General features: G+C 67.2%; 21 protein-coding genes, 1 tRNA gene and 2 pseudogenes. 16 read left to right on the forward strand and 8 right to left on the reverse strand.

The features are described 5' to 3' along the window. The first annotated feature begins 29 nt into the window (after window positions 1-29). Entirely contained in the window at window positions 30-1055 is a 1026-nt protein-coding gene (pdxA, locus tag LXT13_RS22435) for a 4-hydroxythreonine-4-phosphate dehydrogenase PdxA (RefSeq protein ID WP_233374539.1), read from the forward strand. Here pdxA and LXT13_RS22440 read toward each other — a convergent pair. Continuing rightward, window positions 1039-3426, reverse strand: a complete 2388-nt coding sequence (locus LXT13_RS22440) for a DUF1631 family protein (RefSeq protein WP_233374540.1) — start codon at window positions 3424-3426, stop codon at window positions 1039-1041. The two genes, pdxA and LXT13_RS22440, sit on opposite strands and share 17 nt — an antisense overlap. A 127-nt stretch (window positions 3427-3553) precedes the next feature. Next, window positions 3554-3976: a large conductance mechanosensitive channel protein MscL gene (mscL, locus tag LXT13_RS22445; protein ID WP_233374541.1), complete on the reverse strand. Its 423-nt coding sequence runs from the start codon at window positions 3974-3976 to the stop codon at window positions 3554-3556. Window positions 3977-4181: 205 nt separating this feature from the next. On the opposite strand from mscL, the gene petA reads away from it, so the two are divergent. The 6 genes from petA to LXT13_RS22475 all read left to right on the forward strand — a co-directional run bounded on the left by petA (window position 4182) and on the right by LXT13_RS22475 (window position 8480). Further along, on the forward strand, window positions 4182-4778 hold the full coding sequence (gene petA, locus LXT13_RS22450; protein ID WP_233374542.1) for a ubiquinol-cytochrome c reductase iron-sulfur subunit: 597 nt from the start codon (window positions 4182-4184) through the stop codon (window positions 4776-4778). A gap of 21 nt (window positions 4779-4799) precedes the next feature. Then, window positions 4800-6206, forward strand: a complete 1407-nt coding sequence (locus tag LXT13_RS22455) for a cytochrome b (protein WP_233374543.1) — start codon at window positions 4800-4802, stop codon at window positions 6204-6206. A gap of 19 nt (window positions 6207-6225) precedes the next feature. After that, the gene (locus LXT13_RS22460; RefSeq protein WP_233374544.1) at window positions 6226-6996 is read left to right on the forward strand and encodes a cytochrome c1; all 771 of its coding nucleotides are present in this window, start codon (window positions 6226-6228) and stop codon (window positions 6994-6996) included. Window positions 6997-7136: 140 nt separating this feature from the next. Then, entirely contained in the window at window positions 7137-7754 is a 618-nt protein-coding gene (locus tag LXT13_RS22465; protein WP_056192820.1) for a glutathione S-transferase N-terminal domain-containing protein, read from the forward strand. Between the two features lie 125 nt (window positions 7755-7879). After that, entirely contained in the window at window positions 7880-8383 is a 504-nt protein-coding gene (locus tag LXT13_RS22470; protein WP_233374545.1) for a ClpXP protease specificity-enhancing factor, read from the forward strand. Window positions 8384-8404: 21 nt separating this feature from the next. Further along, window positions 8405-8480 (forward strand) — tRNA-Thr (locus tag LXT13_RS22475). A gap of 322 nt (window positions 8481-8802) precedes the next feature. Here LXT13_RS22475 and LXT13_RS22480 read toward each other — a convergent pair. After that, window positions 8803-8976 (reverse strand): hypothetical protein, encoded by a 174-nt coding sequence (locus tag LXT13_RS22480; protein WP_233374546.1) that lies wholly within the window; start codon window positions 8974-8976, stop codon window positions 8803-8805. A gap of 358 nt (window positions 8977-9334) precedes the next feature. Here LXT13_RS22480 and LXT13_RS22485 point away from each other — a divergent pair, with 358 nt between their 5' ends. Continuing rightward, on the forward strand, window positions 9335-9661 hold the full coding sequence (locus LXT13_RS22485) for a hypothetical protein (protein WP_233374586.1): 327 nt from the start codon (window positions 9335-9337) through the stop codon (window positions 9659-9661). Continuing rightward, window positions 9648-9766: pseudogene (locus LXT13_RS22490) on the forward strand (integrase); the annotation flags it as partial. The gene LXT13_RS22485 and the pseudogene LXT13_RS22490, both read left to right, overlap by 14 nt. A gap of 14 nt (window positions 9767-9780) precedes the next feature. Here the strand turns inward: LXT13_RS22490 and LXT13_RS22495 are convergent. Both LXT13_RS22495 and LXT13_RS22500 read right to left on the reverse strand, forming a co-directional pair. Continuing rightward, on the reverse strand, window positions 9781-11331 hold the full coding sequence (locus LXT13_RS22495) for a methyl-accepting chemotaxis protein (protein ID WP_233374547.1): 1551 nt from the start codon (window positions 11329-11331) through the stop codon (window positions 9781-9783). A gap of 191 nt (window positions 11332-11522) precedes the next feature. Continuing rightward, window positions 11523-11858, reverse strand: coding sequence for a hypothetical protein (locus tag LXT13_RS22500; RefSeq protein ID WP_233374548.1), 336 nt, complete (start codon window positions 11856-11858; stop codon window positions 11523-11525). A gap of 191 nt (window positions 11859-12049) precedes the next feature. Here LXT13_RS22500 and secA point away from each other — a divergent pair, with 191 nt between their 5' ends. From secA to LXT13_RS22530, 6 genes are all read left to right on the forward strand, one after another. Next, window positions 12050-14794, forward strand: a complete 2745-nt coding sequence (gene secA, locus LXT13_RS22505) for a preprotein translocase subunit SecA (protein WP_233374549.1) — start codon at window positions 12050-12052, stop codon at window positions 14792-14794. Window positions 14795-15021: 227 nt separating this feature from the next. Further along, window positions 15022-15540: a PEP-CTERM sorting domain-containing protein gene (locus tag LXT13_RS22510; protein WP_233374550.1), complete on the forward strand. Its 519-nt coding sequence runs from the start codon at window positions 15022-15024 to the stop codon at window positions 15538-15540. A 33-nt stretch (window positions 15541-15573) separates the two neighbouring features. Continuing rightward, window positions 15574-16263 carry a PEP-CTERM sorting domain-containing protein gene (locus tag LXT13_RS22515; RefSeq protein ID WP_233374551.1) on the forward strand — a complete coding sequence of 230 codons (690 nt, stop codon included), beginning with the start codon at window positions 15574-15576 and terminating at the stop codon, window positions 16261-16263. A gap of 130 nt (window positions 16264-16393) precedes the next feature. Further along, complete coding sequence (argJ, locus tag LXT13_RS22520) at window positions 16394-17623, forward strand: bifunctional glutamate N-acetyltransferase/amino-acid acetyltransferase ArgJ (RefSeq protein WP_233374552.1); 1230 nt, start codon at window positions 16394-16396, stop codon at window positions 17621-17623. A 115-nt stretch (window positions 17624-17738) separates the two neighbouring features. Next, complete coding sequence (locus LXT13_RS22525; RefSeq protein WP_233374553.1) at window positions 17739-19865, forward strand: prolyl oligopeptidase family serine peptidase; 2127 nt, start codon at window positions 17739-17741, stop codon at window positions 19863-19865. Beyond that, a complete protein-coding gene (locus LXT13_RS22530; protein ID WP_233374554.1) occupies window positions 19862-20299 on the forward strand; it encodes a GNAT family N-acetyltransferase in 438 nt (145 codons plus the stop codon). Before LXT13_RS22525 ends, LXT13_RS22530 begins: the two co-directional genes overlap by 4 nt. A gap of 18 nt (window positions 20300-20317) precedes the next feature. Here LXT13_RS22530 and LXT13_RS22535 read toward each other — a convergent pair whose 3' ends face one another. Genes LXT13_RS22535 through LXT13_RS22545 form a run of 3 tightly spaced genes read right to left on the reverse strand, consistent with a single transcriptional unit; the run spans window position 20318 to window position 22788 of the window. Then, a complete protein-coding gene (locus LXT13_RS22535; RefSeq protein WP_233374555.1) occupies window positions 20318-21622 on the reverse strand; it encodes a hypothetical protein in 1305 nt (434 codons plus the stop codon). A 58-nt stretch (window positions 21623-21680) separates the two neighbouring features. Then, on the reverse strand, window positions 21681-22340 hold the full coding sequence (locus tag LXT13_RS22540; RefSeq protein WP_233374556.1) for an alpha/beta hydrolase: 660 nt from the start codon (window positions 22338-22340) through the stop codon (window positions 21681-21683). Then, window positions 22333-22788 (reverse strand): GNAT family N-acetyltransferase, encoded by a 456-nt coding sequence (locus LXT13_RS22545; protein ID WP_233374557.1) that lies wholly within the window; start codon window positions 22786-22788, stop codon window positions 22333-22335. Before LXT13_RS22545 ends, LXT13_RS22540 begins: the two co-directional genes overlap by 8 nt. A gap of 579 nt (window positions 22789-23367) precedes the next feature. On the opposite strand from LXT13_RS22545, the pseudogene LXT13_RS29015 reads away from it, so the two are divergent. Continuing rightward, window positions 23368-23457, forward strand: a pseudogene (locus LXT13_RS29015) (PEP-CTERM sorting domain-containing protein); the annotation flags it as partial. Window positions 23458-23469: the final 12 nt, after the last annotated feature.

The following is a 23469-nucleotide window of genomic DNA, read 5'->3' on the forward strand; positions in this document are numbered from 1 at the left end:
CCGCCGCGCCCGTGATGGAAGAATGCCGCATGACGCTGGAAAACTTCCCGGCCGCGGACGCGGTTCACCCGGTTCCCCTCGTCGTCACCATGGGTGACGCCTGCGGTATCGGCCCGGAGATCATCGCCAGGCTCTGGCAGCGCGACACGTCGCGCGATGCGGTTGTCGTCGGCGATCCGGCCGTTCTGCGCCGGGCCGTCGCCTGCGTGGGCGGCGGGCTCGCGGTCGCGGTGCTGCAGGGGCTGCATGAGCTGCACCGCGTGCCGCCACGCTGCCTGCCGGTCTGGCGGCCTGAAGGCCTGCCGGCCGGTCTGGTCGATGCGCCGCTCGGTCGGGTCGATGCTCGGGCCGGCGCCGCGGCGGCGCGTTGCATCGAGGCCGCCGTGGCCGAGGTGCAGGCCGGCCGTGCGCGGGCCGTTGTCACGTCGCCCATCCACAAGGAGGCGCTGCACGCCGCGGGCTCGCCCTATCCGGGCCACACCGAGATGCTGCAGGCGCTTGCCGGCGGCGTGCCGGTGCGCATGATGCTGGCCAACGAGGAGCTGCGCACGGTGCTCGTCACCATCCACTGCGCGCTGCGCGACGCGATCGAGCGCGTGACGCGGCAGAACGTGCTGGAGACGCTGCGCATCACCGGTGCGGCGCTGAGGCGCATGGGTGTGGCGGCGCCACGCATCGCCGTGGCCGGGCTCAATCCGCATGCGGGTGAGGGCGGGCTGTTCGGCGACGAGGAGATCCGCCACATCGCGCCGGCCATCGCCGATGCGCGTGCCGAGGGCTGGGATGCCAGCGGGCCTTACGCGCCGGACACTGTCTTCATGCGCGCGCGGCGCGGCGAGTTCGATGTGGTCGTCGCGATGACGCACGACCACGGGCTCATTCCGGTCAAGTACCTCGGCGTGGAGCAGGGCGTCAACGTGACGCTGGGCCTGCCCTTCGTGCGGACCAGCCCCGACCACGGCACGGCGTTCGACATCGCGGGCCGCGGCGTGGCCGATCCGGCCAGCCTGGGGGCGGCGCTCGCGATGGCGCGGCGCCTTACCGGGCCGGCGTAGACAGCGCGGCGAGCTGGGCGCGGGCCCTTGCGGTCGCGCGCTCCAGCAGGTGGGCGGTTTCGTAGGTGCGCATACGTCCGGCTTCGCAGAGCTTCTTCAGCATGCGGGCCGTCATCGTCACCGTCTCCTGGTGGCGGTTGCCATGCGTGAAGATGAAGAAGCTGCGGCCGGCGCTGATGTGCGCCAGACGCACCTTCTGCCACTCGGTGCCCGTGTGCATCTGGTAGGCGAAGCCGAGCTGCAGGTTCTCCATCAGCAGCGCGCCGGTGGTCGGCTCGGGGGCGCTCTCCGCCGGCGGCAGGCCGTCGATGGAGATGTCCACCGCCTGCAGCGGCTCGGCGGCCGTGGCGGCGTCATTGCCCGAGAGGTCCAGGTCCAGCTCGCCGTTCCAGTCGACGGTGGACTCCTCCACGAGGCCCAGGCTCTTGGCTTCGGCCGGTGTCAGGCGCTGGCTCGCGTCGAGGTCGCCCGGCAGCGTCTCGCCGGCCATCGGCTTCGCGAGGTCGGCTTCGTTGGGCGGGGCGACGCCGAAGATCTGGTCGAGCTGCTTGATCAGCAGGTTGGTGTCCAGTGCGCTGGGGGCCTGGCCCTTCAGCGATTCGGCGTGCGCAGGCAGCAGCGCGCCGAAGAAGTCCTTGCGCGGCGCATCGGGCCAGCGGATCAGATCCAGCCCCTCGTTGAGCGTGCGCATCAGGTTGGGCAGCTCGCGCAGGAACTCGGCGCGCGCCGCCGTGCCGCCCTTGGGCTGCACGCTCATGACGAGGCTGCGGCCCAGCGCGCGCAGCCGCAGTGCGCGCTCCGGCGCACCTTCGCGCGACGCGAGCACGATGGCCTGGCTCCAGACCTGCGCCAGGAAGTCGCGCAAAAAGCCCTGCATCGGCACCTTGGCCAGCTGCTGCTGCAACTGCAGCGAGTAGCGCTGCTGCAGGCGCAGGTCGGTTTCGCGGCGTTCCACGACGGCAGCGGCATCGCCCGCGGCCTTCAGCGTGTTGCGCGTCTGCTCGGCGATGAAGGTCTCGAGCGCATCCAGCTTGGCCGTATAGACGTCCATGCGGTCGAAGTCGCCCTGTGCCACGTCCTGCACGAGGTCGCGCACATGGGACAGGAAGGCCCGGCCGGGGTCGTCGCTGAAGTCGTCGAACGCGCAGGCCAGCGAGGCCAGCCGGTTGATGAAGACCCGCACCGGATGGCGCCGCGACGAGAAGAACGTCTCGTCGCCGAGCGCGGTGCGCAGCACCGGCAGCTGCAGCCGGGCAAGCAGGCGCGCCATCTGAGGCGGCACCTTGGGATCGGCCAGGATCTGGTCGAACAGGCTGCTGACCACGTCGATGACCATGTGGTCCAGCCGGCCGGTGGCGGCCTGCCGCAGCTCGTCGCGGTGCATGTTGATCAGGTTGGCCGGCAGCGGCGCCTGGCTCCAGGCGCTGGGCTCGCCGGACACCGTGTCCAAGCCCATACGGCTGGAGTGACCGCTGTCGAAGCCCTCGTACGGCGCCGGCGCGTGGGCCAGGCGCCGCAGCAGGTCCATCATCTGTGGGTCGACACGGCCGAGGCCACCGGGACCGCTGGCGCGGCCGGTGCTGCCGCTGAAGCCGCCGAACCCGCTGCGCCCACCACCGCCGCCCAGGCTGCCGTGGCCCGAGCCGCCATAGCCGCTGCGCGTGGACATCGCGCCGTAGCTGGAGTCGAGGTCGCCCGCCTGCGTGTTGCCGCCGAGGCCGCCATGGCGTGATACCGCGTCCGGCGTGGCGCGCACGCGCAGGTCCTGGGGGCGCAGCCCGCGTGAGCGCAGCAACTCGGCGATGTCGCCGTAGCACGCGCGCATCTCCTGCGCGAGCGCGCGGGTCAGTTCGTCGGTCAGCGTCTGGCGGATCGGCGGGTCGTCGGTGATGGCCTGCACGGCGTCCAGCAGCGCCTGGCCGATCAGCTCGGGCCGTAGCGGATTGCGCTCGCCCACCTGGATGCTGGACACGTAAGACTCCACCTCGCGCAGCTCCCACTCGCTGTGGTGGCCGATGGCAAGGCCGATACGGTCGGCCGCGACCAGGTTGTTCACCTGGTCGTCGTCCATCAGCGAGAGTTCGCCCCAGTTCTTCTTGGCCGGAGCGGCGGCCGCGGGCTTGGCCTCGGACTGCTCGGCCGTCACCTGCTTGCGCAGGCTCTGCAGGAAGCGTTGCAGGAAAGTGCCCTGCTGCTGGCGGAACACGAACTGCGCTGCCAGCAACGCGTCACGGCGCCGGATCTGGCCGGCTGACAGCGCCGACAGGCCCAATCCTTCCGCGCAACGCTCCGCAGCCTGCTCACCCGCGAGACGAATGCGGGTCAGCGAGGCTTCCAGGTGCGGATTCAGACGGATCTCTGGCGCGTTCATCAGGAAAAGGGCACAAGTGAGCGAAAGTATCGCGCCTGGCACCGCCTAGGGTTTTCATGAGCCGCCAAATCCGTGGCAAAAAAAAGCCCGGTAACCATTGCTTACCGGGCGGGCGACGAAAACCGGGCTATCGCTTGAGGGCGTCGCGGATCTCGCGAAGCAGCTGGATGTCTTCCGGCGTGGGCGGCGGCGCTGCCGGCGCCGCGGCAGCCTCCGGCTCCCGCTTGAGGCGGTTGATCTGTTTGATCATGAGGAAGATCACGAAGGCCAGGATGATGAAGTTCAGCGAAACGGTGATGAAGCTGCCGTAGGCCAGCACCGCACCCTCCTTCTTGGCCTCGGCCAGCGTCGACGCCGTCTGGCCCGCCAGCGGGACGAAGTAGTTGCTGAAGTCGAGCCCGCCGAAGATCTTGCTCACGACCGGCATGATGACGTCGCCGACCAGGGAGTCGACGATCTTGCCGAATGCGCCGCCGATGATCACGCCGACCGCCAGGTCGATGACGTTGCCTTTGACGGCGAACTCCTTGAACTCGGAAAAGAAACTCATGCAGGACTCCTGACGGGGATCAAAGAAAGTGTTCGGCGGCATCTTGGCGCCAACTGGGCGGGGTCAGAAGCCGGGTAAACCTGCGTCCTTTCCCCGGGAGCCCGGCGGCAGTGCAGATTTGCCGTCCGCTAGAATCCCGGGCTGCCCGTGATCAGAAGTCTGTCGGATTCGAAGTCTCGATTCGAAGTCTCTTTAGAGGACCCTCATGAGTGACCAGCAAGTGGACCAAGGCAAGCGGACCTGGTTGATTGCCACCGGCTGCGCCGGAGCCGTGGGCGGTGTCGCGACGGCCGTGCCCTTCGTCAGCACCTTTGCGCCCAGCGAGCGTGCGAAGGCAGCAGGTGCGCCGGTCGAGGTCGACATCTCCGGCATCAAACCCGGTGAGAAGCTCACCGTCGAGTGGCGCGGCAAGCCGGTCTGGATCGTGCGCCGTACGCCCGAGCAGATCGAGGCCCTCAAGAAGAACGATCCGCAGCTGGCCGACCCGCAGTCGGAGCGCAAGGCGTTCCCGATCCCCGACTACGCGAAGAACGAGAACCGCTCGATCAAGCCCGAGTACCTGGTCGTCGTCGGCATCTGCTCACACCTCGGCTGCTCGCCCAGCGACAAGTTCGCCGCCGGCCCCCAGCCTTCGCTGCCGGACGACTGGAACGGCGGCTTCCTGTGTCCCTGCCATGGCTCCACCTTCGACATGGCCGGCCGCGTCTTCAAGAACAAGCCCGCGCCGGACAACCTCGAAGTGCCGCCGCACATGTACTTGTCCGACGCCAAGCTCATGATTGGCGAAGACAAGAAGGCCTGACGAGAAAGACAGGGACGACACATGGCTGAATTCAAGGAAGCTCCCGCAGGCGCCTCGGTGGGCGTGAAGACCATGACCTGGCTGGAGAACCGGTTCCCGACCGCGTTCGACGCCTACAAGGTCCACATGGCCGAGTACTACGCGCCGAAGAACTTCAACTGGTGGTACATCTTCGGCTCGCTGGCACTGCTGGTGCTGGTGATCCAGATCGTCACCGGCATCTTTCTCGTGATGCACTACAAGCCGGACGCGGCACTCGCCTTCGCGTCGGTCGAGTACATCATGCGCGACGTGCCGTGGGGCTGGCTGATCCGCTACATGCACAGCACGGGCGCCTCGTCCTTCTTCGTTGTGGTCTACCTTCACATGTTCCGCGGGCTGCTGTACGGCAGCTACCGCAAGCCGCGTGAGCTGGTCTGGATCTTCGGCTGCGCGATCTTCCTGTGCCTGATGGCCGAGGCCTTCATGGGCTATCTGCTGCCGTGGGGCCAGATGTCGTACTGGGGCGCGCAGGTCATCGTGAACCTGTTCGCCGCCGTGCCCTTCGTCGGCCCGGACCTGGCGCTGATGATCCGCGGCGACTACGTCGTCGGCGACGCGACGCTGAACCGCTTCTTCAGCTTCCACGTGATCGCCGTGCCGTTGGTGCTGCTGGGTCTCGTCGTCGCCCACCTGCTGGCGCTGCACGATGTCGGATCGAACAATCCGGACGGCGTCGAGATCAAGAAGGGCCCGAAAGACGCAAACGGCCATCCGCTGGACGGCGTGCCCTTCCATCCGTTCTACACGGTGCACGACATCTATGCCGTCTGCCTGTTCCTGATGGTTTTCACAGCCATCATCTTCTTCGCGCCGGAACTGGGTGGCTACTTCCTGGAGTACAACAACTTCATCCCGGCCGACCCGCTGAAGACGCCGGCCCACATCGCGCCGGTCTGGTACTTCACGCCGTTCTACTCGATGCTGCGCGCGACGACCGACGTGATGGTCAACGTGCTGTGCGGCGTCGTCGGCCTGGCCGCCGTCGTGAGCTTCCTGAAGGGCAAGTTCGGTGGCGCCGCCAAGCTGGCGCTGCTGGTGGCGGCTGCCGTGGCGATCTTCCTGCTCAAGGTCTTCGACGCCAAGTTCTGGGGCGTTGTCGTCATGGGCGGCGCGGTCATCATCCTGTTCTTCCTGCCTTGGCTGGACCACAGCCCGGTCAAATCCATCCGCTACCGCCCGGGCTGGCACAAGTACCTGTACGCCGTCTTCGTCGTGTTCTTCCTGGTGCTGGGCTATCTGGGCATCCAGCCGCCCAGCGAGATCGGCACCTTGGTGGCTCAGATCGGCACGCTGTTCTACTTCGGCTTCTTCCTGCTGATGCCCTGGTGGAGCCGTCTTGGCGAACCCAAGCCGGTGCCTGACCGCGTGACCTTCCACGCCCACTGAGCCGCGGAGCACAACGACAATGAAAAAGCTGATCGCCCTCCTGCTGGCCACCCTCGGCTTCGCTGGTGCCGTGCAGGCCAACACCGGTGGCATCGAATGGGACAAGTTCCCCAAGGACAAGATGTCGGACATGGCTTCGCTGCAGCATGGCGCGAAGATCTTCGTCAACTATTGCCTGAACTGTCATAGCGCGGCCTACATGCGCTACAACCGCATGCGCGATATCGGCCTGACTGAGGTCGACATCAAGAACAACCTGCTGTTCGCGGCGGAGAAGGTCGGCGAGACCATGAAGGTCAGCCTCGACCCCAAGGAAGCCAAGGCCTGGTTCGGCGCCAATCCACCCGACCTTTCGGTGATCGCCCGCTCGCGCGCCGACGGCGCCAAGGGCTCCGGTGCTGACTACCTCTACACTTACATGCGGAACTTCTACCGCGATGACACGAAGGCGACGGGGTGGAACAACCTTGCCTTCCCGAGTGTCGCGATGCCGCATGTGCTGTGGGAGCTGCAAGGCCAGCGCATCGCCAAGTTCGAGGAAGTGGCCGATCCGCATGACCACGAGAAGAAGACGCATGTCTTCGCCGGCTACGAGATGATCAAGCCCGGCACGATGACCGAGCGCCAATACGACGATGCCGTGGCCGACCTGGTCGCCTACCTGCAATGGATGGGCGAGCCGGCACAGGCCCAGCGTTTCCAGCTCGGTGTCATCGTGCTGATCTTCCTCGGCATCCTCACTGTCTTCGCCTGGCGCTTGAACGCGTCGTACTGGAAGGACGTGAAGTAACAGCGAAGTGTCCCGGTGCCGCCTCAAAGCGGTGCCGAACCACGCAGTGGGGCGCGCCTCGGCCACCCACTGCGTTTGCTTTTTCAGCGCGGCTCAGCCAGCGCGCTTTTTGATTGACTGACCCCTCGGGAGCCCAAGCCATGATGGTCCTCTACTCTGGAACCACCGACCCCTACTCGCACCGCTGCCGCTTCGTGCTGTTCGAGAAAGGCATGGACTTCGAGATCCGCGACGTTGACCTGTTCGCGAAGCCTGAAGACATTGCGTTGATGAACCCGTACAACGAGGTGCCCATCCTCGTCGAGCGCGACCTCATCCTGTACGAATCGCACATCATCAACGAGTACATCGACGAGCGCTTCCCGCACCCGCAGCTGATGCCCGGCGACCCGGTGGCCCGCGCCCGCGTCCGTCTGTTCCTGCTGAACTTCGAGAAGGAGTTGTTCGCGCACGTGAACATCCTCGAAGGCCGTGGCACGACGACCAAGGCGACGGACAAGCAGCTGGAAAAAGCCCGCTCGCAGATCCGCGACCGCCTGACGCAGCTCGCCCCGATCTTCCTGAAGAACAAGTACATGCTGGGCGACGACTTCTCGATGCTCGACGTGGCTATCGCCCCGCTGCTGTGGCGCCTGGACTACTATGGCATCGACATGTCCAAGAACGCGCTGCCGCTGCTGAAGTACGCCGAGCGCATCTTCAGCCGCCCGGCCTACATTGAGGCGCTGACGCCCTCTGAAAAGGTCATGCGCCGCTGATTCGCCCGCCCCCACGCGCTTCGGCGCGACCCCGTGAGGGGGCGCTACCAGCGGTCTGGCGAAGCCAGATCCGCAGCAGTCGCTGGGAATACGGACCATAGGGCCTGCAGGGGCCAAGGTAGTACATGGACAAATCGCAAGGCCAAGAAGGTGGGGCAGGTGGCACGTCCACCCGCCCGTACCTGATCCGCGCGCTTCACGACTGGTGCACGGACAACGGCTTCACGCCCTACATCGCCGTGCACGTGGATCGCTCCGTGCAAGTGCCGATGGAGTACGTGTCCAACAACGAAATCGTGCTGAACATCGGCTTCGATGCGACCAGCGGCCTGGATCTTGGCAACGAGTTCATCCAGTTCAAGGCACGCTTCGGCGGTGTCGCGCGGGAAATCATCGTGCCGGTGGACCATGTCGTGGCCATCTATGCGCGCGAGAACGGCCAGGGCATGGCCTTTCCGGCGCCGGAGCCCCAGCCGGAGGGGCCCGCAACGCCCGTGCCGGTGCCTGCCGAACCGCGTCGCAGCGGGCTGCGACTGGCCAGCGAGCCGGGCGATGAGGACGGTGACGCACCGCCGCCGCCAGAATCTCCAGCCGGCGGTCCGCGGCCAGCGCTCAAGCGGGTCAAGTAAGGACCTAGAATCACACGTTCAGCCGGCTTAGCTCAGTTGGTAGAGCAACCGCCTTGTAAGCGGTAGGTCATCAGTTCGAATCCGATAGCCGGCACCATTTAAGAACAGGGACTTAGATCGCACCAGCGGTCTGGTCCCTGTTTTCTCTTCTGGCAGCCTGTACCACTTCGTGCACCCGAGGCAACCTCTGGCGCTAGCCTTTGGGCGCTGATCTACTTCAATAGTCCGCCGGGATGGCGGGTGGGGGGGAGAAGTGAAGAAGATCGCTATGGCCGCGTGCATTGGCCTGGCCGGGCGGCAGGCGCGCGCGCGAGGCGATCTCCATGCGAGTCGATAACGGCATCGTCAGGGCTACTGCGACTCCGAAGGCTGAAAAGGAAAAAGCCCCGCTAAGCGCGGGCCCGTCAAAACTCATCTGGTCATGCCGCTCGCTTGCGCGGCTGCTCAGCAGCCGGTGCGGGCGATTCTGATTGCCGCTTCATAACCGGCTTGGCTTCTTTGTGCTCCTGCGCCTTCTGCCGACGCGTCTCCGCCGCTCCGGCAAGCAGTTGCTTCATCTCGGCTTCGGCCCAACGGCAGATGGCGTCACGCATCAACGGTTGGTAGCCGACGCCGTAAATGGAGGCCAAATCCTTACATGCCTAGATGGCGTTCCAATGATCGCGACATCGATCGCTGCTTCGGTGTCGGCCGTGGCCGCAATACCCGTTCAGTGGCTCACTTCGCCTCGCGGAATCGGCATGTCGTGCTCTTGGCTTGGCTGGCAACCGCTAGCTGAACGAGGTGCCACACCGGCGTCGCTCATGGTGGCAGACCTAGAAGAAAGTGCCGCGCCACGAAGACGGCCAATGCGTCATCACGGCGTTCTTCTCACAAGAGTCTGCGCGCGCTGCTCGGGATGAGCCCCATCAGTGACATTCGCTATTCGCGAATAGCGAATGTCACTCCGCTATGGAACTCAAACCGCAAGACCTGCTCGTACTGCTGAAGGCAGCGGCACCGCAGCGTTGGACGTATGCGGCGCTGGGCGAAGCCCTGGCCATCAGCGTTTCAGAAGCGCACGCGAGCGTGAAACGTGCAGTGGCGTCCGGCCTGGCGGTGGCTCATAGGCGCGGCCAATGGTCGCCGATCAGCTCCAATCTGGTGGAGTTCATGCTGCACGGCGTGCACTACATCTGGCCGGTCCCCCGGGCCTGTCAAGCGCGGAGTACCTACGGCCTTTGGCGCCGAGCCCCTGGCCAGCCAGTTGACGGCGGCTCCGGGGAACCGCGTTCGTGAGCTCGCGCGTTCAACTTGGGCATCGATAGCGAGCTTAGAGGTTGCGACCACGTCGCGCTCGAGGTGCGAGATGTCTGCCGCGGCGACGCGGAGGCGAGCTATGCCGCCCGGTTTGCCGGCTATTGACGGTGACTGATTCTGAACGCGCTGACCGCGCTGGCCAGGGTATTCGCCTGTTCCCGCAGGCTCTCTGCCGCTGCGGTGGATTCTTCGACGAGGGCCGCGTTCTGCTGGGTGGCCTGGTCGAGCTGGCTGATGGCGATGTTGACCTGCGCAATGCCTGTGGACTGCTCCTTGGTCGCCACCGTGATCTCGCTGACGATGTTCCTCACACGCTGAACGTCGACCACCAGCCCGCTCATCGTCTGCCCCGCCCGCGCGACGAGCTGTGAGCCCGCTTCCACACGCTCGACGCTGCTGCCGATCAAGCTCTTGATCTCGCGGGCCGCATCGGCGCTGCGGCCGGCGAGCGCTCGCACCTCACCCGCGACCACTGCAAAGCCGCGCCCCTGTTCGCCGGCCCGGGCCGCCTCCACAGCCGCGTTCAGAGCCAGGATGTTCGTCTGGAATGCGATACCGTCGATGACGCCGATGATGTCGGCGATCTTGCGGGAGCTGGTGTTGATTTCGTCCATCGTGTGGACCACCTCGGCCACGACCTCGCCGCCGCGCTGCGCCACGTCTGAAGCGGTTTGCGCCAACTCGTTGGCATGCGTCGACGATGCGGCGGACTGGCTCACCGTGCCCGTGAGTTCCTCCATGGCGCTGGCCGTCTCTTGAAGGCTGGCAGCGGCCTTCTCGGTGCGGGCGCTGAGATCCTGGTTGCCGCTGGCGATCTCGACGGCGGCCGTGTTGATGGACTCCGCCGAGTCGCGGATGTTGCTGACCATCGTCGACAGGCGTTCCCGCATGCGGTGCAGAGACGCCCACAGCTGCCCGATCTCATCGCTCGACGGTGCCGCCATCGCATCCGAGGCAGTCAGGTCCCCTTCAGCAACCTGTTCCGCCAGACGAGTGGCCGTCCGCAGTGGGCCGGTGATGCCCTTCGTGATGGTCCAGGCGGCGCCCACGCCGATCAGCAGCATCGTCAGACCCAGACCGATCAGCAGGTTGCGGCCGTCGCTGTTGGCGGCATCCACCTCCGCAGCGGTCTTGTCGATGGCGGCTCGCTGGAAGTCCAGCAGGTCCTGCACCTTCTGCAAATAGACCTTGGAGCCGGGCAGGAACGTCTCGGTCAGCAGCTTCTCCGCGGCATCGGCCTGCCCCTCCTTCTTCAGCCGGACGATCTCGTTGCGTGCCGCCAGGTACACCTTGCGTGCCTGGTCGACCGCCTCGAAGAGCGCCTTTTCCTCGCTGGAAGTCAGCAGCTGCTGGAGCTTGTCGTACATCGCGCTCGATGCCTTGGTCGACTGGGCCTGATCCTCGGCAAAGATCTGCACGAGCGAGCTGTCCGAGCTCTTGGCGATGGCGATGGTGCGGCGCACCGCCGCGTGGGTGTTGCGGTTCCAGTCGGCGATCAGCCGTTCCTTGGCCAGCGGCTCGTTCATCATCTGGCGGGTGGCTGTCGCTGTCCGGGCCAGATGCCAGCACGACAGCCCGATGACGCCCGCCGCGAGGACCAGCACGAGCGCAAAACCCGAGGCCAGCCTTTGTCCAATGGTGAGCTTCATCTTCAATTTCCTTCGGGTTCGCAAATGGGCCGACGCCCATGGATCAGGCGATCAAGCCATTCTCAAACGTCGATCCGCCACTCCTGGCTGAACGTCGCGACTTCTGTTCGGCTGCGGCAATAGCACACGCTCCGGGTCCGCGCCCGTTGTGGCGAGACGGCGCAGCCCCTGGCTAGTAGACCCGGCGGGGTTCAGCGTTGGGTCAGCTTCACGCGGATGCGACCGGGGAGGCCGGATTGGATCAGCAGCGCCTCCAGGCGCGGCAGCAGGTGGCGCAGCTTGGCGGCCACGGCCGCGTTGGCGCACAACAGGGTCCAGCCTTCTTCGTCCAGCGGGCCCGGCTGCAGACTGGCGACCAGGCTGCCAGGCAACGCCGGCGCAATGACCTTCAGCCGCCGCCGGGAGGCTTCCAGCCGCTCGCCCAGGCGTGCAAGACCTTCGTGCGCGCGCAGCGCGTCGGCCACCGGCGTGGGCGACGGGATGCTCGCGCGAACAACGCGCGGCGCCAGGTAGCGGGGGAGGGCCATGCCGGCAGTGTAGTCAGCCGCGTGCGCCATGGCGGGGCGCCATGACGGGGCGCCGATACGGGCGCGCTGTAAACTGCGCCGTTTTGCGCGGCCGGGCATGTTTGTCTTGCATTGCCCTGTGCCGCCCTCAGATTCGCGCGTCCTGCCGGCAATTTGCTGGCCGCACCAGCCCGCCCAGCCCCATTCGCAGCATGTTGCCCAAGCTTCTCACCTCGATTTTCGGTAGCCGCAACGAGCGCCTGCTCAAAGGCTACCGCCGCACCGTGCAGCAGATCAACGCGCTGGAGCCCAAGTTCGAGGCGCTGACCGATGACGAGCTGCGGGGCAAGACGGCCGAGTTCAAGCAGCGCATCGCCGCTGGCGAGACGGTGGATGACATCCTGCCCGAGGCCTTCGCCGTCTGCCGAGAGGGCGGTAAGCGGGCACTGAAGATGCGCCACTTCGACGTGCAGCTGATCGGCGGCATGGTGCTGAACGCTGGCAAGGTTGCGGAAATGCGCACCGGCGAAGGCAAGACGCTGATGGCGACGCTGCCGGTCTACCTGAACGCACTGACCGGCAAGGGCGTCCACGTGGTCACGGTGAACGACTACCTCGCGCGTCGCGACGCCGAGTGGATGGCCCGCCTCTATAACTTCCTCGGCCTGACGGTCGGCATCAACCTGCCGCAGATGCCGCGCGAACAGAAGCAGGCCGCCTACGCTGCCGACGTCACCTACGGCACCAACAACGAGTACGGCTTCGACTACCTGCGCGACAACATGGTCTACGAGACGGCCGACCGCGTGCAGCGCGGCCTGGCCTATGCCATCGTTGACGAGGTGGACTCCATCCTCATCGACGAGGCGCGCACGCCGCTGATCATCTCGGGCCAGGCTGACGACCACACTGACGTCTACCTGAAGATCAATGCCGTCGTGCCGGGCCTGAAGAAGCAGATCGGCGAGCTGGACCCGCGCACGGGTGAAGGCGTCATCGAGCCGGGCGACTTCACGGTGGATGAGAAGTCCCACCAGATCCACCTGACGGAGGAAGGCCACGAGAACGCCGAGCGCCTGCTGGCGCAGGCCGGCCTGATCGCCGAGGGCGCGAGCCTGTACGACGCGGCCAACATCACGCTGATGCATCACCTGAATGCAGCGCTGCGGGCCCACCACGTCTATCACCGGGACCAGAGCTACGTCGTGCAGAACGGCGAGGTCATCATCGTCGACGAGTTCACCGGCCGCCTGATGTCGGGCCGCCGCTGGAGCGACGGCCTGCACCAGGCCGTCGAGGCCAAGGAAGGTGTGGAGATCCAGGCCGAGAACCAGACGATGGCCTCGATCACGTTCCAGAACTACTTCCGTATGTACGGCAAGCTGTCCGGCATGACGGGCACGGCCGACACCGAGGCCTACGAGTTCCAGGAAATCTACGGCCTGGAGACCGTCGTCATCCCGCCGAATCGTCCGACGATCCGCAAGGACGAGCTGGACCTAGTCTACAAGACCGACAAGGAAAAGTACGCCGCCGTCATCGAGGATATCCGCGCCTGCCACACGCGCGGCCAGCCGGTGCTGGTGGGTACGACTTCCATCGAGAACTCGGAGCTGATCTCTAAGCTGCTGAACCAGGCCAAGCTGCCGCACAACGTGCTGAACGCCAAGCAGCACGAGAAGGAGGCGCAGATCGTCGCCCAGGCCGGCCGTCCGGGCGTCATCACGATCGCCACCAACATGGCCGGCCGCGGTACCGACATTGTGCTGGGCGGCAACGTCGAGAAGCAGATCCACTTCATCGAGGCCGATGAGTCCATCCCAGAGGGAGAGAAGGCCGCGCGCATCCAGCAGCTCAAGGACGAGTGGCAGGGCCTGCACGACAAGGTCAAGGCCGAGGGCGGGCTGCGCATCATCGCCACCGAGCGCCACGAGAGCCGCCGCATCGACAACCAGCTTCGTGGCCGTGCCGGCCGCCAGGGCGACCCGGGCTCGTCGCGCTTCTACCTGTCGCTGGATGACCAGCTGATGCGCATCTTTGCTGGCGAGCGTGTGCGCGCCATCATGGACCGGCTCAAGATGCCCGAGGGCGAGGCCATCGAGGCCGGCATCGTCACGCGCTCCATCGAAGGCGCGCAGCGCAAGGTCGAGGCCCGCAACTTCGACATCCGCAAGCAGCTGCTGGAGTACGACGATGTGTCGAACGACCAGCGCAAGGTCATCTACCAGCAGCGCAATGACATCCTCGAGGCCGAGAGCCTCGTCGCCCAGATCGGCTCGCTGCGTGAATCGACGCTGACGGATGTCGTGCGCACCTATGTGCCGGCCGAAAGCGTGGAAGAACAGTGGGACCTGCCCGGCCTGGAGCAGGTGCTGCGCGATGAATGGCAGATCGAGCTGTCGCTGACCGAGCTCGTCAAGAAGAGCGACGCCATCACGGACGAGGAGATCGTCGAGGCCGTCGTCAAGGCGGGCAACGAGCTGTTCCAGAGCAAGATCGACCGCGTCGGCATCGACCAGTTCACGCCCTTCATGCGCATGGTGCTGCTGCAGAGCATCGACCAGCGCTGGCGCGAGCACCTGGCTGCGCTGGACTACCTGCGCCAAGGCATCCACCTGCGCGGCTACGCGCAGAAGAATCCGAAGCAGGAATACAAGCGCGAGGCCTTCGAGCTGTTCTCGCAGCTGCTCGACATGGTGAAGATGGAAGTCACGCGCATCCTGCTGAACGTGCGCATCCAGAGCCAAGAAGAGGCCAACCAGGCCGCCGAGGCGATGGAGCGGCGCGCGGAGGCGGTGGCCAACGTCACCTACCAGCACCCGAACGAGGACGGTTCCGTCAGTCAGGAAGTCGACCCCGAAACGTTGCTGAGCCAGTTCGGCCACGTGGGGCGCAACGATCCCTGCCCCTGTGGCAGCGGCAAGAAGTTCAAGGCCTGCCACGGCAAGCTGGCCTGACGCGCCGGGCGCCTCACGCCACGATGGGCCGGCTCTGCCGGCCCGTTTTTGTTGCAGGGCCTGGCTTTCACCCCACCTATGTCGGGGGAAAACCGTGCGCTGAGGCACGGAACAGCCCCCTCGGCCCGCGCATGGGGGGTGCAACGAGTGGCTTTGCCCCCCTAGAGTGCAGTCCATTCCCGGGCTAAACACCGGGTAGACCCGTATAGAGAACCAGAAAGTACGCCATGAAGCCGTTGCGCGCCGCTCTCTCCGCCCTGACGCTGGCCCTCGCCGCCGGTACCGTTGCCGCCGCACCGGTGTCGCTGAGCTTCAGCAACGAGAACATCCAGTCGGACGGCGTTGACGTCGCCGCGTTCGACAACACCTACTCCTTCCAGCTGGGCGCGTCGACGCTGCTGGGCGGCAGCGTCAACACCCACTCGTCGCTGGTCCAAGGCCCCTGGGTCAACATCACGTCCGCTTTCTTGAAAGCCGTCACGGGCGGTCAGGTCTACCAGCTCGTCGAGACCGTCGGCGTGAACTGGGACAACGACGAATTCGGTGTCGAAACCTGGACGTTCAACCCGCAAGTCCTGGCGGCTGGCAGCTGGGAGCTGCATGTGGCCGGCGAAGGCTACGCCGTCACGGCGCCCGAAGGCTTCACCGCCACGCTGAACGGCCGTGAACTGCCCGAGCCCGCCGCCCTGGCCCTCGTGGCCGTGGCACTGGCCGGCCTGAGCCTGGCTCGCCGCCGCGCCCGCTGAACCTGAACACCGAAGAACAAAAAGGTATCCCCAATGTTCAAGCCTCTCGCCCTTGCCGCCGCGCTGCTGGTCAGCGCCCCGGTGTTCGCTGGCAGCATCCAGATCAAGTACCAAGGCAAGGATGCCGACGCGGTCTCGCTGAGCACGACCGTCACGACCAACTACGGCACGGCCGGCCTGAGCTTCCTGGACAGCGTGTCCGGCAGCTTTTTGGCCTACAGCCTTGAGCCGACCCAGCAGATCGCGCTGAAGTCGAAGGGCGACAAGACCTACGCCGTCGACAGCTTCACCGGCAGCCAGGCCACGCTGCTGCAAGGCCTTTACTCCAGCAGCTTCGCGTCGGTGAATTCCGCCAAGCAGCAGGCCGCTTTCCAACTGGCCATCTGGGAAATCGCCACCGAGACCAGCGGCACGTTGAGCATCACCGAGGGCAGTGGCAGCTTCTACCTGAAGACGAGCGGTCAGCCCGCGTCTTTGAATGCGGTGCAAGCCCTGGCGACGAACTACCTGAAGGCGGCACAGACCTACAGCGGCTCAGAGCTGTACAGCCTGACCAAGCTGACCAACCCGACCTACCAGGACCTGATCGTCGCCAGCGCGCTGCCGGTGGTCACGCCCAATATCGGTACGTCGCTGCCGGTGCCGGAACCCGAGACCTACGCGCTGTTCCTCGGCGGTCTGGGCGTCATCGGTCTGCTGGCCCGCCGCCGCCTGCCGCGCTGATTCGGCGCGCACCCACTCAAAGGCTCCTTCGGGAGCCTTTTTCGCTGGGCGTGCCGAATCTGGCGCCTCTCGATCGCGCTCCCGGGTTCCTACAATCCGCGCGCTTTCCCCGACTCCCACCGAGCGCGCCATGCCTGTCAATCTCTCCGCCCCCGATCCCGCCTCCTTGTTGCCCGTGCCGGGCGTGCGCCTCGGCGTGACGATGGCCGGCGTGCGCAAGGCCAACCGGCGTGACCTGACCGTCATCGCGCTGGACGAAGGCGCCGCGGTGGCCGGTGTGTTCACGAGCAACCGCTTCTGTGCTGCGCCGGTGCAGGTCTGTCGCGAACATCTGGCCGGCGGGAGCACCATCCGCGCGCTGCTCATCAACACCGGCAATGCCAACGCCGGCACCGGCGCCGACGGCCTGGCCCGTGCGCGCCAGACCTGCGAGGCGCTGGCCGGCCTCGTCGGCTGCACGCCGCAGCAGGTGCTGCCGTTCTCCACCGGCGTCATCATGGAGACGCTGCCGGTCGACCGCATCGTCGCCGGCCTGCCTGGCGCGCTGGCCGCGTTGAAGGAAGACAGCTGGGCCGAGGCCGCTGCCGGCATCATGACGACGGACACGCTGCCCAAGGCCGCGTCGCGCCGCGTGACGATCGGCGGCGTGCCGGTCACGCTGAGCGGCATCTCCAAGGGCGCCGGCATGATCCGGCCCAACATGGCGACGATGCTGGGCTTCGTCGCGACCGACGCCAATATCGCCCCGGCGCTGCTGCAGCCGCTGGTGAAGGACGCTGCCGATGCGTCCTTCAACCGCATCACCATCGACGGCGACACGTCCACCAACGACTGCTTCATGCTGATCGCGAGCCGCAAGGCGGCGCATGCCGAGATCACGTCGCTGGACAGTGCCGACGCCCGCGTGCTGCGCGACGCGCTGGTGTCGCTGGCTCAGGAGTTGGCCCGGGCCATCGTGCGCGACGGCGAGGGCGCGACGAAGTTCATCGCCATCACCATCGAGGGCGGCCGTGACGAGGCCGAGTGCAAGCTGGCGGCCTATGCCATCGCCCATTCGCCGCTGGTCAAGACGGCGTTCTTCGCCAGCGACCCGAACCTGGGCCGCATCCTCGCGGCCGTCGGTTATGCGGGCATCACGGACCTGGACCAGGGCCTCATTGACCTGCACCTGGACGACGTGCACGTCGTCACCCGTGGCGGCCGCAGGCCCGAGTACCGAGAGGAGGACGGCCAGCGAGTCATGAAGCAGAGCGAGATCACGATCCGCGTGGGCCTGAACCGCGGAAGCGCAAGCGCCACCGTTTGGACCTGCGACCTCAGCCACGACTACGTCAGCATCAACGCCGACTACCGCAGCTAGCCGACCGCCCCTTGGTGGGCCGGAAGCACCGTTAGGTGAATCCTGGATGACGAACGGCGAGCAGGCCCGCCACCGCCGAAAATCATCGGTTTCCTTTCGACTCAGGACACCCCTGATGAAGCTGCCCCTCACCGCCCTCACCCTGGCTGCCATGCTCGCCACAAGCGCTCCGGCCCAAGCCTTCGACTACCCCGCCACCCGCAAGGCCGAGCAGACCGATGTCTACCACGGCACGACGGTCGCCGACCCCTACCGCTGGCTGGAAGACGACAACAGCGCCGAGACCAAGGCCTGGGTCGTCGAGCAGAACCGCGTCACCGAGGCCTTTCTGCAGGCCATGCCGCAGCGCCTGCCGGTGCGGCGCCTCTACACCGAGCTCTACAACTTCGAGCGTTTTGGCGTGCCTTTCACGGAGGGCGGCCGCTACTTCTGGAGCCGCAACGACGGCCTGCAGCAGCAGAACGTGCTCTACACGGCCAAGTCGCTGAAGGACGCGCCGGTCGTCGCGCTGGACCCCAACGGCTTCTCCAAGGACGGCACGGTCGCGCTGACCGGCGTCGTGCCGTCGCGCGATGGCAAGCTGCTGGCCTATGGCGTGGCGGGCGCCGGCTCCGACTGGCAGACCTGGAAGGTGCGCGACCTCGCCACCGGCCAGGATCTCGCCGACAAGATCGACTGGGTGAAGTTCAGCGGCGCGTCCTGGACGGCCGACGGCAAGGGCTTCTTCTACGCGCGCTACGACGCACCGAAGGAAGGCACCGCGCTGACCGGCAGCAACTACTTCCAGAAGCTCTATTACCACCGCCTCGGCACGCCGCAGGCCGACGACGTGCTTGTCGCCGAGAACCGTGACGAGAAGGAATGGGGCTTCGGCGCGAGCGTGTCGGACGACGGCCAACTGCTGCTGATCAATGTCTGGCGCGGCGGCGACAAGAACGGCCTGATGGTGCTGCCGCTGCCCGGCGGCGCCTTCGCCGGCGGCAAGCCGCAGGCGATCACGCTGGCCTTCGACGCGAAATACAGCCCGGTGGAAGTCGTCGCCGGCAAGCTGATCGTCAAGACCGACAAGGACGCGCCGCGCAGCAAGCTTGTCGCCATCGACCTGAAGAACCCGGCGCCGGCCGGCTGGAAGACGCTGGTGGCCGAAGGCCCTGATGCGATGACCGGCGCTTCCGCAGTGGGCGGCCGTTTCCTGCTGAGCTACCTGCATGACGCCGCCACGCTGGTGCGCGTACACGCGGCCGACGGCCAGCGGCTGTCCGAGGTGGCGCTGCCGGGTGTCGGCACCGCCGGCGGCTTCGGCGGGCGCTGGAACGAGACCGAGACCTTCTTCAGCTACACCAGCCTGACCCGGCCGGCCGAGATCTACCGCTACGACGTGAAGACCGGCAAGGTCGAGCTATTCAAGCAGCCTAAGACGGCCTTCAACGCCGACGAGTTCGAGACCCGCCGCGAGTTCGTCACCAGCAAGGACGGCACGCGCTTCCCGATCTTCATCGCCGCCAGGAAGGGCCTGAAGCTCGACGGCAAGAACCCCACGCTGCTGTACGGCTACGGCGGCTTCAACATCGCGATGACGCCCGCTTACAACGTGACGGCCGCCACCTGGCTGCGCATGGGCGGTGTCTACGTCAGCGCATCGCTGCGCGGCGGCGGCGAATACGGCTCGGCCTGGCACGACGCTGGCACCAAGCTGCGCAAGCAGAACGTGTTCGACGACTTCATTGCCGCGGCGGAATGGCTGGTCAAGAACAAGGTGGCGAGCCCCGCGACGCTGGCCATCAACGGTGGCAGCAACGGTGGCCTGCTGGTGGGCGCGGTGACGAACCAGCGGCCCGACCTGTTTGCGGCCGCCGTGCCGCAGGTGGGCGTCATGGACATGCTGCGCTACCAGCACTTCACGATCGGCTGGGCCTGGGCGACCGACTACGGCACGAGTGCCGACAGCCCGGAGATGTTCAAGGCGCTCTACGCCTACTCGCCGCTGCACACCATCAAGAGCGGCGTGAACTACCCGGCGGTCCTCGTCACGACGGCGGACCACGACGACCGCGTCGTGCCGGCGCACAGCTTCAAGTACGCTGCCGCGTTGCAGGCGGCGGACACGGGCCCCAAGCCGAAGTTCATCCGCATCGAGACGCAGGCCGGCCACGGCGCGGGCAAGCCCACGTCCAAGATCATCGAGGAGCGCAGCGACATCCTGGCCTTCATGGCCCAGGCGATGAAGCTGGAGGTGAAGTGACCGAGCCGGAGATCCGCGACCTGGCGCCGGACGACATCGACGCGCTGATTGCCTTGTACGAGCACCTCAATCCGGGTGACCCGCCGCCCGGTGCCGAGGCGGTGCAGGCGGTGTTCGCCCAGCCGGGGCTGCGCCACTTCGGCCTGTTCGCGCAAGGCCGGCTGACGGCCACCTGCAACCTGGCCGTCATCCCCAACCTCACGCGCGGCGGGCAACCGTACGGCGTCATCGAGAACGTCGTCACGCATGCCGCGCGGCGCGGCCAGGGGCACGGGCAGGACGTCATCGCGCACGCGCTGACCCAGGCCTGGGCGGCTGGTTGCTACAAGGTCGTGCTGACGACCAGCCGACGCGACCCGGCCGTGTGGGCGTTCTACGAGCGCTGCGGCTTCGACGGCGGCCACAAGCGGGCCTTCGTCATCCGCCGCCCGTGACCGGCGCTGGCGCGCGCGCTAGAAGTTGACAGCCTTCGTCTTCAAGCCGCGCGCCACCAGCGTCGCATTGATCAGCTGCGCCTGCTCGCGGCTCGGGAAGGGCCAGACCGTGGCGCGCCAGCCTTCCGGCGTCTGAATGACGTCGGCCTGCAGCGAGTCGGGGTTGCTGTGCACGCCGACGAGGCCGGCCTTCATCTTCTGCAGCAGCGCCTCGGCCTCGGCCTTGGTGCCGGGCGGGCCCACCAGCGCCACCGCCGGTTTGTCAGGCATGGCGGCCATGCGCGCCAGACGCGGGTCCGCGGGCTCGGCGGCGGGTTTGTCGGCGGCCGTGCGGCCGGTGCGGGCCGTCGCCTTGTCGGCTGGCCGGTCTGGCGTGGGCGCGGCGGCGCTGGCGTCGGCCGGCGTGTCGGCCGGCTTGGAGCGCAGCAGCGGCGGCACGACCTTGCCGTCGGCGCGCTGCACGAGGCGCGGGCGGATGTCGGGCACCGGTGCACTGTCGGCATCTTCGGGTGCTGACGCAACGTCGTCCGGCTGGGAGGCCGCGGGCTCCGGCGCCGATGCCGCCGATGCCGCCGATGCCGGCTCGGCAGGCGTGGCCGATGCTGCGGCCTCGGGTTCCGCTGAAGCGGCGGCGGGAAGCACGTCCGACGCCGCAGGTTCGGCGGCGGCCATCAGCGGCTCGGCGCTGCGGTGCGGCCACAGCGACCACGCGCCCAGGGCCAGCAGCAGCGCCAGCACGCCCCCTGAGGCGGCCAGCCGCAGCGGGTCCCACAGGCGGCGACCGATGATTTGCGACGGGATGCCGCGCCCGCTCAGCACGCGGGTGCGCGCGCTGCCGGTGTCGATGCCGGCCGTCATCACGTAGAGCTCGAACGGCCATCCCGGCCGGGCGCTGGCGCGCTGCTCGTCGATGACGATGACGCGCCAGGGTCGCGTCTCGGGCGTGGCCGGCGGGTCCTCGAAGCCGTGGGCCAGCGCGAAGCGCTCGATGCGCCGCAGGCTCAGTCCCGGCAGGAATTTCTCGCTGAAGGCGCGCCACTGCGTGCGGCGTTCGCGCTTCAGCAGCTGCTGCAGCCACTGCGGCAGCGCCTTGAGCCGCTGCGTGCCGACCGCCCAGCGCGAGGCCGGCGGCAGGCCGTGCAGGTCATCGAAGGCGCTGACCGCATCGGTCAGGACGGGCTCGGCGAAGCCGCCCGACTGCGCCGTCGCGCGGATGAACGGCAGCGCCACGACACCGATGGTGTGCACATCGCCCACGGCAATGCGCCGGGCGAGGGGGTGGCGGTTGTGCCAGTCAACGATCTGTTCGGCCAGGCGCTCCATGACGCATCGATCTTGCCCGGCCCGGCGGCCGGGCGGCGGGCGGAACAACGGCGGGAATTCAGCCCAGCTGCTGGAGCAGCCAGGCGTTCAGGTCGGCCACTTCCTCAGCGCACACCGAGTGCGGCATCGGGTAGTCATGCCATTCGACATCGTGGCCCAGCGCAACCAGTGCATCGCGGCTGGCGGTGCCGCGGGCCAGCGGCACGATGGGGTCCTGTGTGCCATGGGCCATGAAGATGGGCAGGTCGGCATTGGCGGCGTGGCGCTCGGCCGCGGCCGTGGCAGCCAGCGGCAGGTAGCCCGACAGTCCCACGGCGCCGCCCAGCCGGTGCGGGTAGCGCAGTGCCGTCATCAGCGTCATCGCGCAGCCCTGCGAGAAGCCCATGACGACGATGCGCTCGGCCGCCACGCCGCGCTCGCGTTCGCGGTCGATCAGCGCGGCGATCTGCTGCTGCGACTCGCGCAGCCCGGCTTCGTCCTCCTGGCGGACGAGGTCGGCCATGCGGATGTCGTACCAGGCGCGCATCGGGTAGCCGCCATTGATCGTCACCGGCCGCGTCGGCGCATGCGGGAAGACGTAGCGCACGGGGCCCAGCGCCTGCAGTTGCAGCTCGCCGCAGATCGGCACGAAGTCGTAGCCATCGGCGCCCAGGCCGTGCAGCACGATCAGCGTGGTGCGTGGGTTCGGGGCGGTTTCGATCTCGTGGGTGTCAAGCATGGGGTGTCCAGTCTTCCAGGCGCAGTTCAAAAAGTCGGTCGCCGTGCGCGTCTGTCGCGTTGCCCAGCGGGCGCCAGCCGGCGCGGCGGTAGAAGGCTTCGGCGCGCGAGCCGGGCTCGGTGCCGAGGTCCAGCCGCCGGTGGCCCTGGGCGAACAGCCAGCGCACCATCTCGTCATGCAGCAGCCGGCCGTAGCCCTGGCCGTGCAGCGGAGGGTCCACGAACATCGCCCAGATGTGGCCGTCGCGGGCATCGCCGATCGCAAAGCCGGCAATCCTCGGGTTCGGCGCGGGTTCGAGCTCGACGACCCAGCCGCGGCCGAAGTCCTCCAGGTGCGCATGCAGTTCGGCGTCGCCGATGCGGCCCGGCGTCAGCCGGTTCTCCGTGACGGCGTAGCGCACCCGCCAGATTTCGGCGGTGTCGTCACGGGTGGCTTGGCGCAGGCGCATGACGGCGATTGTCGCCACGGTCCGCGCCATCGCTGGCCCGATCGGGCCATGACGGCCTACATGCCCCCCTGGCTCCCTCGGGCGATGTGACGGCGCGGGCCCGTCGGCAGCATGGCTGGCCTCACAACTCTTGACGAACCCACGGTCATGTTCACCCCCCGCCTGCTCACCGCGCTCACCACCACCATCGCCCTCACGGCGGCCCTTGCCCAGCCGGCACACGCCGAGGCCTTCAACTTCACGCAGGGCGGCTATGCCGATGGCGCCGTGGTGACCGGCCGTTTCGCCGGCACCGACCTGGACGGCGACGGCTGGCTCTTTGGGTACGAGCTGACGGACTTCGAGCTGCACTGGTCGGGCAACCGCGCCGTCGCGGCATTCGACCTGGGCTACGAGCAGCGCGCCGGGCTGGAATTCGACCTCGGCAACCGCACACTGGCTCACATGGCCGCGTACAGCGAGGCGGGCGACAGCATGCGGCTGTTCAGCTTCGACAGCATGGGCTGGCCTAGCTACCAGATCCCCGGCGTCGTGACCGACGAAGTCCTGGGCCTGGCGTCGATGAGCTGGCAGTCCGTCAGCGTCACCGCCGTGCCCGAACCGCAGAGCGTCGCGCTGCTGCTGGCCGGCCTGGGCCTCGTCGGCCTGCGGGTGCGGCGCTCGCGCTGACAATGCGGCCCC

It is taken from the genome of Pelomonas cellulosilytica (genome assembly GCF_021353265.1).
GTDB classification, from domain to species: Bacteria; Pseudomonadota; Gammaproteobacteria; order Burkholderiales; family Burkholderiaceae_C; genus Pelomonas; species Pelomonas cellulosilytica.

Excerpts from the sequence above, each read along its gene's own strand:
- pdxA (WP_233374539.1), top strand. The coding sequence starts at position 30 with ATGACGCTGGAAAACTTCCCGGCCGCGGACGCGGTTCACCCGGTTCCC.
- LXT13_RS22440 (WP_233374540.1), bottom strand. The coding sequence starts at position 3,426 with ATGAACGCGCCAGAGATCCGTCTGAATCCGCACCTGGAAGCCTCGCTG.
- mscL (WP_233374541.1), bottom strand. The coding sequence starts at position 3,976 with ATGAGTTTCTTTTCCGAGTTCAAGGAGTTCGCCGTCAAAGGCAACGTC.
- petA (WP_233374542.1), top strand. The coding sequence starts at position 4,182 with ATGAGTGACCAGCAAGTGGACCAAGGCAAGCGGACCTGGTTGATTGCC.
- LXT13_RS22455 (WP_233374543.1), top strand. The coding sequence starts at position 4,800 with ATGGCTGAATTCAAGGAAGCTCCCGCAGGCGCCTCGGTGGGCGTGAAG.
- LXT13_RS22460 (WP_233374544.1), top strand. The coding sequence starts at position 6,226 with ATGAAAAAGCTGATCGCCCTCCTGCTGGCCACCCTCGGCTTCGCTGGT.
- LXT13_RS22465 (WP_056192820.1), top strand. The coding sequence starts at position 7,137 with ATGATGGTCCTCTACTCTGGAACCACCGACCCCTACTCGCACCGCTGC.
- LXT13_RS22470 (WP_233374545.1), top strand. The coding sequence starts at position 7,880 with ATGGACAAATCGCAAGGCCAAGAAGGTGGGGCAGGTGGCACGTCCACC.
- LXT13_RS22480 (WP_233374546.1), bottom strand. The coding sequence starts at position 8,976 with ATGCGTGACGCCATCTGCCGTTGGGCCGAAGCCGAGATGAAGCAACTG.
- LXT13_RS22485 (WP_233374586.1), top strand. The coding sequence starts at position 9,335 with ATGGAACTCAAACCGCAAGACCTGCTCGTACTGCTGAAGGCAGCGGCA.
- LXT13_RS22495 (WP_233374547.1), bottom strand. The coding sequence starts at position 11,331 with ATGAAGCTCACCATTGGACAAAGGCTGGCCTCGGGTTTTGCGCTCGTG.
- LXT13_RS22500 (WP_233374548.1), bottom strand. The coding sequence starts at position 11,858 with ATGGCCCTCCCCCGCTACCTGGCGCCGCGCGTTGTTCGCGCGAGCATC.
- secA (WP_233374549.1), top strand. The coding sequence starts at position 12,050 with ATGTTGCCCAAGCTTCTCACCTCGATTTTCGGTAGCCGCAACGAGCGC.
- LXT13_RS22510 (WP_233374550.1), top strand. The coding sequence starts at position 15,022 with ATGAAGCCGTTGCGCGCCGCTCTCTCCGCCCTGACGCTGGCCCTCGCC.
- LXT13_RS22515 (WP_233374551.1), top strand. The coding sequence starts at position 15,574 with ATGTTCAAGCCTCTCGCCCTTGCCGCCGCGCTGCTGGTCAGCGCCCCG.
- argJ (WP_233374552.1), top strand. The coding sequence starts at position 16,394 with ATGCCTGTCAATCTCTCCGCCCCCGATCCCGCCTCCTTGTTGCCCGTG.
- LXT13_RS22525 (WP_233374553.1), top strand. The coding sequence starts at position 17,739 with ATGAAGCTGCCCCTCACCGCCCTCACCCTGGCTGCCATGCTCGCCACA.
- LXT13_RS22535 (WP_233374555.1), bottom strand. The coding sequence starts at position 21,622 with ATGGAGCGCCTGGCCGAACAGATCGTTGACTGGCACAACCGCCACCCC.
- LXT13_RS22540 (WP_233374556.1), bottom strand. The coding sequence starts at position 22,340 with ATGCTTGACACCCACGAGATCGAAACCGCCCCGAACCCACGCACCACG.
- LXT13_RS22545 (WP_233374557.1), bottom strand. The coding sequence starts at position 22,788 with ATGCGCCTGCGCCAAGCCACCCGTGACGACACCGCCGAAATCTGGCGG.